This is a genomic window from Methylomonas sp. EFPC1 (genome assembly GCF_016925515.1).
In the GTDB taxonomy this organism is placed as follows: domain Bacteria; phylum Pseudomonadota; class Gammaproteobacteria; order Methylococcales; family Methylomonadaceae; genus Methylomonas; species Methylomonas defluvii.
Genome location: NZ_CP070494.1, coordinates 476,235 through 492,370, shown reverse-complemented (window position 1 = coordinate 492,370; position 16,136 = coordinate 476,235). Strand labels below are relative to the sequence as shown.

General features: G+C 52.0%; 16 protein-coding genes. 13 read left to right on the top strand and 3 right to left on the bottom strand.

What is annotated here, in order from left to right; all coding sequences use genetic code 11:
- Positions 1-4 precede the first annotated feature (4 nt).
- Positions 5-1,180: an integrase gene (locus JWZ98_RS02295; protein ID WP_205452975.1), complete on the bottom strand. Its 1,176-nt coding sequence runs from the start codon at positions 1,178-1,180 to the stop codon at positions 5-7.
- Positions 1,181-1,507: 327 nt separating this feature from the next.
- Here JWZ98_RS02295 and hisC point away from each other — a divergent pair, with 327 nt between their 5' ends.
- The 4 genes from hisC (at position 1,508) to JWZ98_RS02275 (ending at position 5,452) form a co-directional block, all read left to right on the top strand.
- The gene (gene hisC, locus JWZ98_RS02290) at positions 1,508-2,587 is read left to right on the top strand and encodes a histidinol-phosphate transaminase (protein ID WP_033155862.1); all 1,080 of its coding nucleotides are present in this window, start codon (positions 1,508-1,510) and stop codon (positions 2,585-2,587) included.
- A gap of 148 nt (positions 2,588-2,735) precedes the next feature.
- Positions 2,736-3,335, top strand: a complete 600-nt coding sequence (gene petA, locus JWZ98_RS02285) for a ubiquinol-cytochrome c reductase iron-sulfur subunit (RefSeq protein ID WP_033155861.1) — start codon at positions 2,736-2,738, stop codon at positions 3,333-3,335.
- Positions 3,332-4,729, top strand: a complete 1,398-nt coding sequence (locus tag JWZ98_RS02280; protein ID WP_240348184.1) for a cytochrome bc complex cytochrome b subunit — start codon at positions 3,332-3,334, stop codon at positions 4,727-4,729. The genes petA and JWZ98_RS02280 overlap by 4 nt, the downstream gene beginning before the upstream one ends.
- A 3-nt stretch (positions 4,730-4,732) precedes the next feature.
- Positions 4,733-5,452 (top strand): cytochrome c1, encoded by a 720-nt coding sequence (locus JWZ98_RS02275; protein WP_033155859.1) that lies wholly within the window; start codon positions 4,733-4,735, stop codon positions 5,450-5,452.
- 149 nt (positions 5,453-5,601) lie between these two features.
- Here the strand turns inward: JWZ98_RS02275 and JWZ98_RS23105 are convergent, their stop codons facing one another.
- On the bottom strand, positions 5,602-5,979 hold the full coding sequence (locus tag JWZ98_RS23105) for a hypothetical protein (protein WP_240348182.1): 378 nt from the start codon (positions 5,977-5,979) through the stop codon (positions 5,602-5,604).
- On the opposite strand from JWZ98_RS23105, the gene JWZ98_RS23100 reads away from it, so the two are divergent.
- The 5 genes from JWZ98_RS23100 to JWZ98_RS02250 all read left to right on the top strand — a co-directional run bounded on the left by JWZ98_RS23100 (position 5,978) and on the right by JWZ98_RS02250 (position 8,184).
- On the top strand, positions 5,978-6,184 hold the full coding sequence (locus tag JWZ98_RS23100) for a winged helix-turn-helix domain-containing protein (protein ID WP_225892983.1): 207 nt from the start codon (positions 5,978-5,980) through the stop codon (positions 6,182-6,184). The genes JWZ98_RS23105 and JWZ98_RS23100 overlap by 2 nt on opposite strands.
- A gap of 182 nt (positions 6,185-6,366) precedes the next feature.
- Positions 6,367-6,627, top strand: coding sequence for a hypothetical protein (locus JWZ98_RS02265; RefSeq protein ID WP_205452966.1), 261 nt, complete (start codon positions 6,367-6,369; stop codon positions 6,625-6,627).
- 396 nt (positions 6,628-7,023) lie between these two features.
- Complete coding sequence (lexA, locus tag JWZ98_RS02260; protein ID WP_205452963.1) at positions 7,024-7,653, top strand: transcriptional repressor LexA; 630 nt, start codon at positions 7,024-7,026, stop codon at positions 7,651-7,653.
- A gap of 9 nt (positions 7,654-7,662) precedes the next feature.
- Entirely contained in the window at positions 7,663-7,812 is a 150-nt protein-coding gene (locus tag JWZ98_RS02255; protein ID WP_165385910.1) for a hypothetical protein, read from the top strand.
- Between the two features lie 48 nt (positions 7,813-7,860).
- Complete coding sequence (locus JWZ98_RS02250) at positions 7,861-8,184, top strand: YqfO family protein (RefSeq protein ID WP_205452962.1); 324 nt, start codon at positions 7,861-7,863, stop codon at positions 8,182-8,184.
- 230 nt (positions 8,185-8,414) lie between these two features.
- On the opposite strand, the gene JWZ98_RS02245 is transcribed toward JWZ98_RS02250, so the two are convergent.
- Positions 8,415-9,572, bottom strand: coding sequence for a PilT/PilU family type 4a pilus ATPase (locus JWZ98_RS02245; protein WP_205454376.1), 1,158 nt, complete (start codon positions 9,570-9,572; stop codon positions 8,415-8,417).
- A gap of 189 nt (positions 9,573-9,761) precedes the next feature.
- On the opposite strand from JWZ98_RS02245, the gene JWZ98_RS02240 reads away from it, so the two are divergent.
- The 4 genes from JWZ98_RS02240 (at position 9,762) to JWZ98_RS02225 (ending at position 16,086) form a co-directional block, all read left to right on the top strand.
- Entirely contained in the window at positions 9,762-12,350 is a 2,589-nt protein-coding gene (locus JWZ98_RS02240; protein WP_205452960.1) for a PAS domain S-box protein, read from the top strand.
- Positions 12,347-12,979, top strand: coding sequence for a response regulator transcription factor (locus tag JWZ98_RS02235; protein ID WP_033155855.1), 633 nt, complete (start codon positions 12,347-12,349; stop codon positions 12,977-12,979). The genes JWZ98_RS02240 and JWZ98_RS02235 overlap by 4 nt, the downstream gene beginning before the upstream one ends.
- A gap of 141 nt (positions 12,980-13,120) precedes the next feature.
- Entirely contained in the window at positions 13,121-13,543 is a 423-nt protein-coding gene (locus JWZ98_RS02230; RefSeq protein WP_129871332.1) for a hypothetical protein, read from the top strand.
- The gene (locus tag JWZ98_RS02225; RefSeq protein WP_051669752.1) at positions 13,540-16,086 is read left to right on the top strand and encodes a GGDEF and EAL domain-containing protein; all 2,547 of its coding nucleotides are present in this window, start codon (positions 13,540-13,542) and stop codon (positions 16,084-16,086) included. Before JWZ98_RS02230 ends, JWZ98_RS02225 begins: the two co-directional genes overlap by 4 nt.
- The last annotated feature ends 50 nt before the right edge of the window (positions 16,087-16,136 follow it).

The window sequence follows — 16,136 nt, the reverse complement described above, 5'->3', positions numbered from 1 at the left end:
AGGGTCAAAGTCGTTGCCTCACATTAGAGGTAACCTGGACTTGTGAAAAAATGAGTTTCAATTGTTGCTCAATGGCGGCCTTAAGAGCAAATGGATTGAGTTCGGCATGATGTTCCTGGAGAGTCTGTTTGGTGGTTTCCGGGATGTCAGGATGATTGATCACCCGTTGGTAAGGGGTTTGCGGGGCATGGTATTTTTTCACGACTTTGGCGCCGTCTCGGTGTTTTTTCCGCAGTTTCAGACTGGGACAGAAATGATTCTGCAAAGGGCACCAAAGCGTGCTGTAGACCGCGTTCATCAACGGCACCAGCGCGGCATTATCCAGCCGGTCGTAGCCGAATAATTGCCTGGCGTGAGTCCAGTTTTTCTGCTCGACGTGGGCATTGTCGTTTTTCTTGTAAGGCCTGGAGCGGGTAAACGCCGGCTTTTGCGGGTGGTCGGTGAAATAGCGAACCAGGTGATGATTGAGAAATTCAGAACCATTGTCGCAATCGAAGCCTTTCAAAGGGAATGGCAACAGGTTCTCGATGGCCTGAATCTGTTCCAGGATACCTTGCGAGCCTTTATTCCAGGTGGCCCGGCATTCGGTCCAGCCGGTGACAATGTCCGTCATCGTCAGGCTCCAGACGAAATCGCCGGCCAGCGAATTGCCACAGTGAGCGACAGTATCGGCTTCGACAAAACCGGGCTGGGTCTCGTCCCAGTGATGAGTGCGGATGGGAATCTGGGTTTTCAACAGAGACCCGGGTTTGGTGCCGGACAAGCCTTTGGGGTGCTGGACGCGCAAGGGTTTGAGCAAGCGATCCAAGGTCGCCGCCGACACCTTGAGCAAGTCGGCGCGCACGCCATCCGCCAAGGGGCCGTATTGATCTTCGTAATGAGGCAGCCAGATCGGTATCGCGGCTTTCAGGCGCTTGCCGCACAGTTGATCGCTAGCAAACCAGATGCGCTTCAATGGCTCCAGCAACACCTCGGCTTGATATTTCCGCTTGGGGCCGGGCCGTTTGCTAGGCGAAGCGGTTGGCTTGGCTTTTCGATTCAGCAAACGGATCGCGTACTTACGGGCGTAGCCGCAGACTTCGCAAAACTCGTTTAGGATCGTTTGTTTCGTGGCCCTATCGCTTTGTCGATAGCGCTTTTGGATAGCCTGTAAATAGGCTCGTCGTTCGTGTTTTCCCATGGTGGTAACCCGCTTGATTTCGGTTACACACAATGTGAGGCAACGACCCGTTTTTAATGACCCCTTGGGTTACTTTTAATTTGAGGCAATTCGCTGCAGCCTAATCCCTTTGCCACCTCCAGCAAGCAGTGTTATTATCCCGCGCCGTATCCGCCCGCACCGCAGCGAGCGATTCGCGTCAACGGAGACGCAAGAGGCTGGTTTTCAAGGTTATACGTTCGCCCTCCGCTTTGTTAAAATCCGCCGATTTTTTGCCCTCGCGGCCTGCCCAGTTTGCTAGGGTGTAATATCCATGCCGCTCGTTCCAATTCCGCAGAGTTTGACCACATGCCAACCCAACCGCTCGAAACGCTGTTCCGCTCAGAAGTTCTCTCCATGTCGGCCTACCATGTCGCCGATGCCAGTAACTTCATCAAACTCGATGCCATGGAAAATCCTTATAGCTGGCCGGAAGACATTCAAACACGCTGGCTGGAATCACTGAAATCCTGCCCGATCAACCGCTACCCGGACCCGGAAGCCAAGACCCTGGCGGCCGCATTGCGCCGAGCGAACGGCATACCGGAGCAAGCGGCCTTGCTGCTCGGCAACGGCTCGGACGAGATCATTCAAATATTGCTGATGGCTCTGAGCGCCGATGCCACTGTGTTGGCACCGGAACCCGGATTTGTGATGTACAAGCAAGTGGCGCAAAGCCTGGGCCTGCGTTACCTTGGCGTGCCGTTGCAGGCAGACTGTTTTGAACTGGACATGCCGGCCATGCGCGCGGCGATTGCCGAATCGCGACCCTCCCTGATTTTTATCGCCTATCCCAACAACCCCACCGGCAACTTATTCGATGCCGACGCCATCAAGGAAATACTCAGCCTTGCACCGGGCTTGGTCGTAGTCGACGAAGCGTATGCGCCGTTTGCCGACGCCAGTTTTATCGGCGAGCTAGGACATTATCCTAATTTACTGGTGATGCGTACCGTTTCCAAACTGGGGCTGGCCGGCTTACGCCTGGGGTTTCTGGCCGGCGATGCGGCCATTGTGGAGCAGCTGCATAAAGTCCGCTTACCCTACAATATCAATAGCTTGACCCAAATCACGGTGGGCTTTGCGTTGGATCATGGCGAGTTTCTGTTAGAGCAAACCCAAACGCTGCGAGCGGAGCGCGCTTCAGTTCTTCAAGCCTTAGACGAGACACCCGGCGTCCACGCATACCCCAGCGCCGCTAACTTCATATTGTTCCGCACCCTCAACAACGCCGCAGACGATGTATTTGCTTCTTTGAAGTCGCAAGGCGTGTTGATCAAGAATCTGTCCCCGCAAGGCGGGCTGTTACACAATTGCCTGCGCGTCACCATCGGGAAACCGGAAGAAAATCAAGCCTTTCTAAACGCGCTGGCAGTTGCTTTAAAGTGATAATTCTCAGCATCCGCAAACGCCTGAAACCCTTGAATAGCGCTGTCGCAAGAACAATTTCAATAATCACGGACAGTAGGGTATATTTGCTAAAAATTATAATAATCGATGTATCGCGATATACATCACATCATCAGGAGTGTTACTTATGAACCACGAAGGCGTCGATCATTCCAAACGCCAGTTTCTGACCTCGGCACTGTCGGTGGTTGGTGCAGTGGGTGCCGGCTATTTGGCCGTCCCTTTTCTCTCGCAAATGCAGCCCAGCGCCAAGGCCATGGCAGCAGGCGCGCCCGTCGATGTCGATATCAGCAAGATGGAACCCGGCCAGCTAATTCGTGTAGCTTGGCGAGGGAAGCCGGTGTGGGTCTTGAACCGGACGCCGGAGGTTATATCCACTCTGGCGACGCTGGACAGCAAACTGGCTGACCCGGTATCCAACGAATCCATGCAGCCGGAGAACAGCAAAAATCCGCTGCGCTCCATTAAACCGGAAATTTTTGTCGCGGTCGGCCTATGCACGCACTTAGGCTGCTCTCCTACGTTTCGCCCGGAAATTGCCCCTAATGATTTAGGCCCGGACTGGAAAGGTGGTTTCTTTTGCCCGTGTCACGGCTCCTGGTTCGATCTGGCCGGTCGTGTGTATCGCGGCGTTCCCGCCCCTACCAATCTTGAAATACCGCCTTATCGATATGAAACAGACAATCTGATTGTCGTGGGCGAAGACAGCGAGGCAGACAAAGCATGAAGCGTAAAATGAATCAATGCAGCGAATGGCTGCTGGAGCGCTTTCCACTCTCCGATTTGTGGAATGAACACATGGCGCACTACTACGCGCCCAAAAACTTTAACATCTGGTATTTCTTTGGGTCTCTGGCTCTGTTCGTGCTCGTCAACCAGTTCATCACCGGCATTTTGCTGACCATGAACTACAAGCCGGACGCCAAACTGGCTTTCGATTCGGTCGAATACATCATGCGCGACGTCAACTGGGGTTGGCTGGTGCGTTACATGCATTCCACCGGCGCCTCCGCGTTCTTCATCGTCGTCTATCTGCACATGTTCCGCGGCCTGATTTACGGCTCGTTCAAGCAACCGCGCGAACTGATCTGGATTTTCGGCATGCTGATCTTCGTCTGTTTGATGGCCGAAGCGTTTATGGGTTACCTGCTGCCTTGGGGCCAAATGTCTTACTGGGGCGCCCAGGTAATTATCTCCTTGTTTAGCGCGATTCCAGTAATCGGCGACGAGCTATCGCTGTGGGTACGCGGCGATTATGTGGTCTCCGACGCCACCTTGAACCGCTTTTTTGCGTTTCACGTCATCGCTGTGCCACTGGTATTGCTGATCCTGGTATTCCTGCACATCGTGGCTTTGCACGAAGTGGGTTCCAACAACCCCGACGGCGTTGAAATCAAGCAATCAAAGGACCCTTGGGGACATCCGGTCGACGGCATTCCCTTCCATCCGTACTACACGGTCAAGGACATCGTCGGCGTCGGCGTGTTCATGTTCTTCTTCGCCACGGTGATTTTCTACATGCCGGAATTAGGCGGCTACTTTCTGGAGCATGCCAACTTTATCCCGGCTGACCCATTGAAAACCCCGGAACATATCGCCCCGGTCTGGTACTTCACCCCGTTCTACGCCATTTTGCGCGCGGTACCGGATAAGTTTGCCGGCGTGATTGCGATGGGCGGCGCGATTGTGGTGCTGTTCATGCTGCCTTGGCTGGATCGCAGCCCGGTCAAATCAATCCGTTACCGTGGCGGCATCTTCAAAAAAGCCGTGGCATTGTTTGTAGTGGCGTTTATCGGCTTGGGTTATTTGGGTACCCAGCCTGCTACACCAGGCGCCACGACGGTTGCGCGGATATTGACCGCCGTTTACTTCGGATTTTTCCTGTTGATGCCTTTATATACCCGCTGGGAAAAAACCAAACCGGTACCGAATCGCCTGACCAGCCAGCCTAGCCTGGAAGATCGCATTCCCGCTCTGTTGGCCTTAGTCGATGAAGTCGTTGAGGTACAGCAAGTTCCCGACAATATGGGGGGCACTATCGCTAAGAAAAGGCCGAACTGGTCCGGCATCTCAGCCGTGCTGATTCGTTTTGCAAAAAACCTAAAAAAGAGCCTGGATTAAGCCATGAAAAAAATACTCTACACTCTTTTGTTTTTGCTGCCTTTCAACGTGCTGGCCAGTGGCGGCGTCAAACTGGATAGTGCCGACATCGACTTGAGCGACAACCTGTCGATGGAGCGCGGCGCGAAGTATTACGTCACTTATTGTTTGGGCTGTCATTCGGCAAAACACATCCGCTACAAACGTATCGCGATCGATTTGAAACTGGATGAAGCGGAAGTTCTGAAAGTGGTAGCGCCTTTCGGGGCAGGCATTTACGATCAGATGCATTCAGCCATGAACGCGCACGACGCGGAAAAATGGTTCGGCACCACACCGCCGGATTTATCGCTGATCGCCCGTTCGCGCGGTGCCGACTGGCTATATACCTACCTGCGCAGCTTCTATGCGGAACCGGGAAAACCTTTAGGCGTTAACAACGCGGTATTCCCTGATGTCGGTATGCCCAACGTGTTCTGGCAACTGCAAGGTACGCAGTCGGCAATTACGCAGAAAATCGACGGCCATGACGTGATTACTGGTCTGAAACTGGATCAACCAGGCCAAATGACACCCCAGGAATTCGACAAAATGGTCAACGACTTGGTCAATTTCCTGGTTTACGTCGGTGAACCGGTACAGTTGGAAAGACAACAAATGGGTAAATACGTGCTGTTCTTTATCCTGATGTTTATCGCTCTAGCTTATCTGCTGAAAAAAGAGTACTGGAAAGACGTACACTAACCACAGCTTGAGCGCGTTATATCAAACCGGTATCGGCTGAGCTGATACCGGTTTTTTTATGGCCGCGGGTTTAACAAGCAATCGATTTGTAAATCCGGTTAAAATCTCGGGTAAACTCCCCGCATAGCCATAAGCTCGAACGCTGGAAACTACTCTATCCCTGACCGTCTGAAAGCCAATATGAAAAAAACTACGCCTACCTCCGAAACACCAGTCTCTACCGCTGAAAAGCCCACTCCAGCGAAAGCGACTAAAAAATCCCCTACCAAATCCGTTGCCGTTAAAACAGCACAAGAAGCCTCCGCCGCACCGAGCAAAACCAAAGCTAAACCCAAAGCAACTACAACGCCTAAAGCCGTAAAAACAACGGCTGAAGCACCGGCTGCCCCGGAAAGTATCGAAAAAGCGCCGGAAGCTGCCGCTGCCAAAGCAGCCACGAAAAAAGCCAATCCAAAACCAAAGGCCGCCAAAGTAGAGCCTAATGTGGAAGCCGAGCCAAGTGGCACTGCGCCAGTCGAGATTTCCATGCTTGAACGCATAGGTTTGACCGCTGGCGTTATCTGGCATCATTTGGCTGAAAACGGCGCGACACCGGTTGCCAAATTAGTTTATGTACTGCCGGAGGAAGAGGCCGTCATTCAAAGAAGTATCGGTTGGTTAGCTCAAGAGGACAAAATCACGCTGTCGGCCAGAGGTGGTGACCAAGTCGAAACCATCGTGCTGAAGGGCTAGTATTTGCGACTGAGCGAATCGTTCCCTGCGCAACACTTAGCCGCTTGCCATGAAAATAACGATTGTTGAGGCATAAAGACCTCTGGCTTTAAACGACAAGCAACAGACGGTCAATTGCGAGAGCCATCCAAACCTCAGCAATGACCGAATAAGCGCACTATCAATTATTCGGAGGATAAACAATGAAAAACATTATTTTGGCGATCGTAGCTTTATTGTTCTTAGGCCAAACGGCGTATGCGGCCGACGCAGATTGCGAAGCGAAGGCGACTGAAAAAAAGCTGGCTGGCGCCGCCAAAAATAGCTTTCTTAAAAAATGCGAGAAAGACGCCAAGATCGCTGCCGCTAAAGCCAGTTGCGATGCAAAAGCGGCCGAGAAAAACTTGAAAGGCGCGGCCAAGAACAGTTTCACCAAGAAATGTGTCGCAGACGCAAGTAAATAGCACTTTCGATAAACGCCAATCCTCCGCCCCTCAGGAACGCCAGCAACGAATTTCTGCTTGCCCCCATAGTTGCAATCGCTCCGAAAATGCGTTTTTTGTGGGACAACGTGTTTCTGTCCCACTGACATATGCGCAACAGCTATTAACGCCGCGCCTCAATAAGCTCGCTCCCGCAAAGCCGGGAGCCCAGTTGCCGCACTGGAGTCCGCTCTTATCGGGAATGACGACCTAAAGAAACTTAAGAACCGGATTAACCATAGCGGTTTCGAAAAGACCGCTTTACCTCACCCAAGCAGCAACAGCCCATCGATACAAAATTTTTCCGGTAACGAAAAAAATTATTTGTTCTGTATTTGTTTTAGTTGTATGCTTTATCAAAACAAACACAGAACAAATATGACGCTTACCCGTAAACAACAAGAAATTTTCGACTTCCTGCTACAAAATCAGGAGCGATTCAGTCATCCGCCGACATTGGAAGAATTGTGCGCGGCGATGGGCTTGAAATCACGCGGTTCATTGCATAGCCAGATTAAGGCGCTAATCGATGCCGATTTGATCGAAGCGCCGCAGCGCAAGCAACGCGGCATCCGCCTGACCGAACACGCCAAATCGCTGGTCAACAAAACCGAGGCATCCGGCATGCTGCCTTTTGTCGGCACCATAGCCGCCGGCCGGCCGATAGAAGCGATCGAAAACATTTCTTATATGGCAGTACCGGAAGAATTGAAAACCGAGAACCCTTGTTATGTACTGAAAGTAAAGGGCGATTCGATGCAGGAAGAAGGCATCTTCGACGGTGACTGGGTCATCATCGAACAACGCAGCCATGCCCGTAACGGCGAAATCGTCGTGGCATTGGTTGAAAAAGCCGAAGCAACATTGAAATTTATCGAGCAGTACCCACACGAAACCCTGCTAATCCCCGCCAATTCCAAGATGCAGGCCATGCGTTACCGGCCCGAGCAAGTGGAAATACAAGGGGTATTAGTCGGACAAATGCGTAGCTATACCAACCACCACTAGGAGGAGATTATGCTTCATCAATCCGTTCATATGCGCGATCAAAAAGCCAATCAAACAGCCATGCTGAACAGAGCGGACCGACAGGCCGCCATCAACATGATCGAGGAAATTACGTTGGTTGTGGTGCTGTGGGGCGTGTTTTTACTGGCTACCGGCTGATGTTCGTAACCATAAGCTGCATGGCATGACCACCTGGCACCCGGCACGATGTATAAGCTGAGTTTTTATGTGCCGGTGAGCCATGCCGAGCAGCTAAAACAAGCGTTGTTCGAGCAGGGCGCCGGGCGTATCGGCGATTACGATAGTTGCGCCTGGCAAGTGCTGGGAGAGGGCCAATTCCGGCCTCTTGCCGGTAGCGAACCCTATCTGGGCAGTATCGGTAAAATTGAGCAGGTCGCCGAATATAAGATAGAAATGGTCTGCGCCGATGATTTGATAAAAACGGTGGTGCAAACCTTGCTGGCTTGCCACCCTTATCAGCAGCCGGCCTACGAGGTTTATAAGATCCTCAGCATCGCAGACTTATCCTAGCCTGTTCAAATCAGTTTTAGGATCTGTGCACAAGCTGATTCCATTGGGATTCCAAGCCATCCAGACGAAGTCTATCGATTGCCACTCGCTGGTAAAATGGCCTATCGTCGGCTTTTATGTCTTGATAGACCCGTCATTCCCACAACCGGAATCCAGTTTTCGAACTTGCCCGCTTGACGCTTTCGCGGCAACACAAAGCAAAGATTTTTGAGAGATTCTTTGGAATTTCCTTAATGTCCCCCACTATCCTCATCACCCTCTTTCTTGGTGATTTCTTCCAAAGCAAGACCGCCGGCCAAAGAACTGGGTTTTTTGGTCGCCGACCCCAAACCTTCGCTCAAATTGATTTTAAGTTTTAAATTGTTCGGCGAATCCGAATTGCGCAAGGCCTCCTCCAAGGTGATCACGCCGCCTTTATAGAGCTTGAGTAAATGGCTGTCAAAAGTCTGCATACCGATATTTTCGGATTTTTCCATCGCTTCTTTGATGGCGTGAATATCGCCTTTATGGATCAAATCGCTGACCAATTTAGTACCCAGCAAAATTTCGATAGCCGCCACCCGCTTACCTTCGACAGTAGGCACCAGGCGCTGGGAAATAAAGGCTTGCAGATTCAAGGACAAGTCCATCAACAACTGCGGACGGCGCTCTTCCGGGAAAAAGTTGATGATCCGGTCCAAGGCCTGATTGGCGTTATTGGCGTGTAAGGTGGACAAGCACAAATGCCCGGTTTCGGCAAAAGCCAAAGCGTGTTCCATGGTCTCCTGGCTGCGAATTTCGCCAATCAGAATCACATCCGGCGCCTGCCGCAGAGTGTTTTTCAATGCATCCTCATAACTGAGGGTATCGACACCGACTTCGCGTTGATTGACCAAGGATTTTTTATGCGGATGCACAAACTCGATAGGATCTTCGATGGTAATGATATGCCCGGATGAGTTGCTATTGCGATAATCTATCAAGGCCGCCAAGGACGTCGATTTACCGGAACCGGTGCCGCCGACAAACAAAATCAGCCCGCGCTTTTCCATGATTTTATCTTTGAGGATTTGCGGCAAGCCCAAGGCGTCGGCACTGGGAATATCGACCTTGATGTTGCGAATTACCAAGGCATGGCAATTGCGCTGTTTAAAAATATTCACCCGAAACCGTCCGATTCCTTCTTCGGTGATCGCCAGATTCATTTCCGGCACCTGTTCGAAGGCGGCGCGTTGCTCGGCGTCCATGATACCGTCAGCAATTTCCTTGATGCGTTCACGGCTAAGTTTGACGTTTTCCAACGGTTTTAAGCTGCCTTGGAACTTGGCCGCCGGTGGAGCGCCCGCCGTCAGGTAAAGGTCCGAACCATCGTGTTGGACGAGGATTTTTAGATAGTCTTTAAATTCCATGCGGGCGGCTCTCGAATTGATAATGCCCAAAGTGTAGGCCAATCCGCCCACAAGTGAAGCCGGGACGCTATTCGCTCGGTTGCCTAAAAAATGCCTGTTAATTTCTTCGCCGAAAAATGTAGTAGCTCGTTTATGCTTGCCTTCCCAAACCATTACTAATTCGTCGAGATGCCAAACCGCCGACTCAACTTGAGTAATTTTGCCCATGAAACCGACTTGCTTTACGGGATCATAGACAGCATTAAAGAAGCCGTCATTGTTTTCGACACGACGCACACAATCGTCTGCGTCAACCGCGCCGCTGAACTTATGCTGGGGATTGGCTCAACAGCCGATTGGGAGAATCGACATTACCTGTTTACCGCCGACGGCAACACGCCTTTTCCCGTTGCGCTTTTACCGTGTTTCCAGCCTGTTGACCCAGGCATGACGGAAGAGGCTATCGAATTAATTGTAAAGCGCGCAAACGGCAGCGCAGTCCGCGTCAGCGTTAGCGGTCGAGGCCTAGTAGACCGGCATGGCACTATATCGGCGTGGCTAACGATACTTTCGGACATTCCGGTGCCCAATAACCCGGAGAAACATGCCGAAATTTTAGAGTGCCAACAGAACTTGGGCTCCGTCCTCAACCATATGCCGGCGATGATCGGCTACTGGGACAAAAATCTTATCAACAAATTTGGCAACAAAGCCTATGAAGAATGGTTCGGCTTTACTTCGGAAAACTTGCTAGGCAAACATATTCGCGAAGTCATCGGCGATCATCTATACACGCTGAATAAACCGTTTATCGATGCCGTTCTGAAAGGAGAACCGCAGTATTTTGAGCGTACCATCGTCAATGTCGCGGGCGCAGTTCGCCATACCCAATCCGCCTATTTGCCGGATGGCGCAGCAGGGCAAGTAAAAGGATTTTTCGTCTTGGTGACCGACATTACCGCATTGAAGTCTGCACAAAAACGGGTTAGCGAATCGGAAGCCCGTCTGCGTGCCATGTACGATAGCTTGCCGTTCTTGGCCTGGATGAAGGACAGAAACGGGAAATATATTCAAGCCAACAAACATTGGCTAAACGCCGTGGGCATCGACCATCTGCACGATTCAAACGATGTGACTGATTTCGATATCTGGCCGGAAGGCCTGGCCGAGCATTACCGCGCTGTTGACCAAGAAGTGATGCTGACTCGGCAACAAATATCGCTGACCGAGAGAGCCTTCGACGCTGGACGGGAAACCTGGACCGAAACGATCAAAGCCCCCATCGTCGACGATAAAGACGATGTGCTGGGCACCATCGGTCTGGCACGCGATATAACCGAAAGCCGCAGCGCGGAGGAGCGACTCCGCAATTACAGCGAACGCTTGAGCTTGGCCACCAAAGCCGCCGCAATCGGCATTTGCGAGTGGGATCTGGCGTTGGGCGTCGGGGATTGGGATGAACGCATGTACGAAATGTTCGGCATTCCTGTGGGAACGCCCATAGACTACCAGACCTGGTCTGCCTTGGTGGTGGTTGAAGACTTACCGCGCACCGAAGCCACCCTGCGCAAGCTGATTCGAGACCAGCAGGAAAAGCATTGGGAATTTAGGATTCGCCGGCAAAGCGACGGCGCCTTACGCTTCATTCAGGCTTCAGCCATCATAGCCGGCGATCCCAAGAGCGGCGGGCAAAAAATCGTCGGGGTTAACAGAGATGTCAGCAATTTTAAGTTGATCGAAAATGCCTTGCGCGAAAGCGAAGCACATCTGGCTCACGCCCAAGCCCAGGCGCATTTGGGCAGTTGGTCCTTAAACCTTAGAGAGCATTCTCTGAAATGGTCTGACGAAAATTACCGCATTTTCGGCATGCCTTTGGGCACGCCGATAAGCTACGAGCGCTTCTTGAAATGTGTGCATCCGGCTGACCGACATTACGTACGCCACGCCTGGGAAGCGGCCATGCGTGGCGCGCCTTACGACATCCAACACCGTATCGTGGCGAACGGTAAAATAAAATGGCTGAGGGAACGCGCCGATCTGGTATTTGCCGGGGATGGCAGTTTCGTGCGCGGCATAGGCACATCGCAGGACATCACCGAACTGAAAATAATAGAAAAAGACCTGGAATCGTCCCGCTTGCAATTACGGCAACTGGCCGCTCGTCGGGAAAAGGCCCGTGAAGAAGAACGCAAGCACATGGCCCGTGAAGTTCACGACGAGCTGGGACAAATGTTGACTGCCCTGCGCATGGAAATGTCGCTGCTGCGCATGAAATTCGCCATCAACAACCGAGAGCTGGCCGAACAAATCCGCAACATTATGGAATTGCTGGACCAAACCATCCAGGTTACCCGCGACGTGGCAACCTCCCTACGTCCCTCGGCGATAGAAATGGGAATCGTGCCGGCTTTGGAGTGGCTGGTAAGGAAATTCGCGGAACAATCCGGGATTCAGTGCGATCTGTTGTATCCGGAAGATGATTTCGATATGGACGAGGAATGCGCAATCGTGATTTTTCGCATCGCCCAAGAATCGCTGACCAATGTGCTGCGGCATGCGGCAGCCAGCAAGGTAAAAATTGCCGTCAATTTGGATAAGGACCACTATTGCCTGAAAATTGACGATAATGGTCGTGGTTTCGACACCCATGCGCCCACTAAGACCAAGTCTTTTGGCCTGATCGGCATACGTGAACGCTCCTTGATGTTGGGCGGAGAAACCAGTATTTCCAGTGCCCCGGGCCAAGGTACCTCTATCCAGGTACGTATCCCGGCTAACCCTAAAAGACCAGAACTATGATCCGATTAATTATTGCCGACGACCATGCCATTGTGCGGGGCGGTCTGAAACAACTATTCGCACTCTCCACCGATATTACCGTCGTCGGCGAAGCCGAAAATAGCCAGCAACTGTTGAGTTTTCTCGATGAAAACGCCGTTGATCTGGTGCTACTGGATCTGACCATGCCCGATCTTGGCGGCGTGGAGATGATCAGCCGGATTCGCGGCCAATATCCGGCATTGCCCATCCTGATTTTGAGCATGCACAACGAATTGCAAATCGTCTCGCGCGCATTAAAAACCGGTGCGAATGGCTATCTAACCAAGGATAACGACCCGGAAACCTTACTGACAGCCATCCGCCGAGTCGCCGGCGACGGCCGATTTATCGACCCTAAACTCGCCGAAAAAATGGTATTTGAATTCGAGAGCTCCGAGCCAAGCAAACCGCATGAAAAACTATCCGAACGCGAGTTTCAAATCTTGCAGTTACTGGCTAAAGGCCAAAGCCTGAACGACATCGGCAGGGACCTGGCAATCAGCAACAAGACTGTCAGTACATACAAAGCCCGGCTGTTTGAAAAATTGCACATCAGCAATAACGCCGAATTGATACGCTACTATGATGCACACCGCCTGAACATGTAGTCCCATGCCCGCATAAGAAGGAAATAGCCTACAACAAATTACACTTTTACCTGCCTGAAATTTCGGATTGACTGATATTCAGCCGCTCTACATTTAAATATGATGCAGGATCCAGAATTTTGAATGCATCGGGGTTCATCTATGCAAGTATCGGTAACAGGTGAATGGTTTGAGGTGACTATCCGTAACACGTTGGAGTTTGCAAAATGCCATGAATTACTGGCGTCGTGCAAGGCTCACACCAAAGTCAATACGCGCGCCGGCGCCAGGATAACACTCGAGAATATCCCTACATTCAATATGTGCGGCATCGCCACCATCTCGCTAATCTGCGATTGGATGCAGGCCGGCGTCGAGCTGAATCTGCAAGGCTGTGGCGGCGACGTACATCAGATTTTCGATACCGGCATATTCGATAAATACTTCAGCAAACACACCCCCTACATTCGCACCACCCACCATGTGCCTGGAGCGCACAAAGCCGCGTTTAGCCAAGGATTGCCCGATACGCAAAACCCGCCCACGGTTACGTCCGGACCAAACCGTGCTGGAAAATTAGCGTGAAAACACCATTCTTCGATTTTTTCAGTGCGGGCGGACTGATGCCGCACGGGTTTTGCCTAAAGTGGACGCCCGGCCTGCTGTGGTCGTATGTGATTTCCGATGCCTTAATCACTCTGGCCTATTTCGCGATTGCCGTCATTCTGGCTTATGTCGTATCACAGCGCCGAGACCTGAAATTTCGCGGCATCTATTTGATGTTCAGCTCATTTATTCTGGCCTGCGGGGCATCGCACTTGATGTCCATCTTCCTGATCTGGCAACCCTTGTATTGGTTGGATACCGCCATAAAAGCCTTGACGGCGACCATCTCCCTGGCAGCGGCAATATTGCTGATCAAGTTGGTGCCGCATGCATTGAAACTACCGAGCAATCGGCAACTGGCAGCCGAAATTGCCGTGCGCACGCAGGCGCAACAGGATCTACAGGAAAGCGAAAGCAAGCTAAAAGCCCTCAGCCAGCAACTCATCAGCCTGATAGAAGCCATTCCCGACGCTATTCTGTTCAAAGACGGCGACGGCCGCTTGTTATTCGCCAATGAGCACGCGCAACAGTTATTCCGATTTGACGGTATGGATTGGCAGGGCAAGACCTATCTGGAACTGGCCGATCAACAGCCGGACGCACTGGACAAGCATATAAAACTATTTTCGGATGAAGAAGCGGTATGGCAGGCCGGACACTTGATCATGTTCGAAGATCATATTCTCAACGACGAGGGCCGCTTGATCGAAATAGAGGTACGCAAAACGCCGATTTACCAAGAAAACGGCCAACGCAAAGGCATGGTGGTGATTAGCCGGGACATCAGCAACATCCGCTGGGCGGAGAGCCAATTGCGCATCGCCGAGCGCGCTATCGAATCCCAGGAAGGGATCATGATTACCGATGAAAATAATATCATCCTGCGCGTCAACAACGCCTTCACCCGGCTGACCGGTTATCAGCCGGACGAAGTCATCGGCAACAAACCCTCGATTTTAAAATCCGGCCGTCACGGCCAAGAGTTTTACCGGGAAATGTGGGCCGCTCTGAAGCGCGAAAAATTCTGGCAAGGCGAGGTGTGGGACAGGCGTAAAAACGGCGACGTTTACCCGAAGTGGCTGACAATCAGCGTAGTAACCGGCGCGGACGGCCACACTTGCAACTACGTGGCGGCCTTTACCGACATTAGCCAGCACAAGGAAGCGCAAGCCGCCATTCACCGCCTGGCTTATTACGATCCACTCACCGACCTGCCCAATCGCCGCCTGTTGCAAGACCGGCTACAGCAGGCCTTACACAACAGCCGTTGCGCGCGTAAGCACGGCGCGGTGTTGATGATCGACGTTGATAACTTCAAAACGATTAACGATACCCAGGGCCACCAAATCGGCGATCAGCTACTAATAGAGATTGCCTCGCGCCTAAAGGCCTGCGTCCGTCAAGGCGATACCGTTGCCCGGCTGGGCGGCGACGAATTTATCGTGCTGCTGGAAAATCTGGGCAGCGCGCAAGCAGAGGCAACCGCGAATGCCGAAGACGTTGCACACAAAATATTGTGCGCCATCAATACCGGCATGTTGTTAAACGGCAAGGAACATCTCGGCTCCATCAGTATCGGCATTGCCATATTCGACGAACACAACAACTCGTTCGACGACACGCTGAGGCGCGCCGACGCGGCGCTGTACCAGGCCAAGGATGCCGGCCGCAACACGCTGCGCTTCTTCGATCCACAGATGCAGGCCTTGTTGGAATCGCGCGTACTGCTGGAGTTCGATTTACGCCATGCCCAGGCCCAAGATCAGCTAAGCCTACATTACCAACCCCAGGTCGATAAAAACGCCCAGATTTTTGGCGCAGAAGTGCTATTACGCTGGAAACATCCGCAAAAAGGCATGATTTCGCCGGCCGAGTTTATCCCGCTAGCCGAAGAATCCGGCTTGATTCTGCCTATCGGCGAATGGGTGTTGCAATGTGCCTGCGAGCAACTCAAGGCCTGGGAACAAAATCCGCTCACCCAGCATTTACAGCTTGCCGTCAATGTAAGCGCCAGACAGTTCCGTCAAGCCGATTTCGTCGAATCGATCTGCCGAATTCTTAACAACTCGGGCGCCAACTCGGCAAAACTCAAACTGGAATTGACCGAAAGCATGGTATTGCACGATGTCGAAGACGCCATTGAAAAAATGCAAACGCTGAAATCATTGGGCGTACGTTTTTCGATGGACGACTTCGGCACCGGATATTCCTCACTGAGTTATCTAAAGAAGTTGCCGCTTAGCCAACTCAAAATCGATCAAAGCTTTGTGCGTGACCTTATCGTTGACCCTAACGATGCGGTCATTGCCCAAACCATTATCGGCATGGGCCACAACCTGGGCCTGAATGTGATTGCGGAAGGGGTGGAAACCCAGGATCAACGCATCTGCCTGGAGCGTATAGGCTGCGATGCCTTTCAAGGCTACCTGTTCGGCAAACCCATGCCCTTACCTGAATTCGAACGTGTAATACACAGCTTGAACCGGGCGATTCGACCGGAAAACATCCGCAACGGCAGCTAAATGGCCGTCATTTTAAGCCCTCATTGATTGTCTACACGACTTGGCGACAT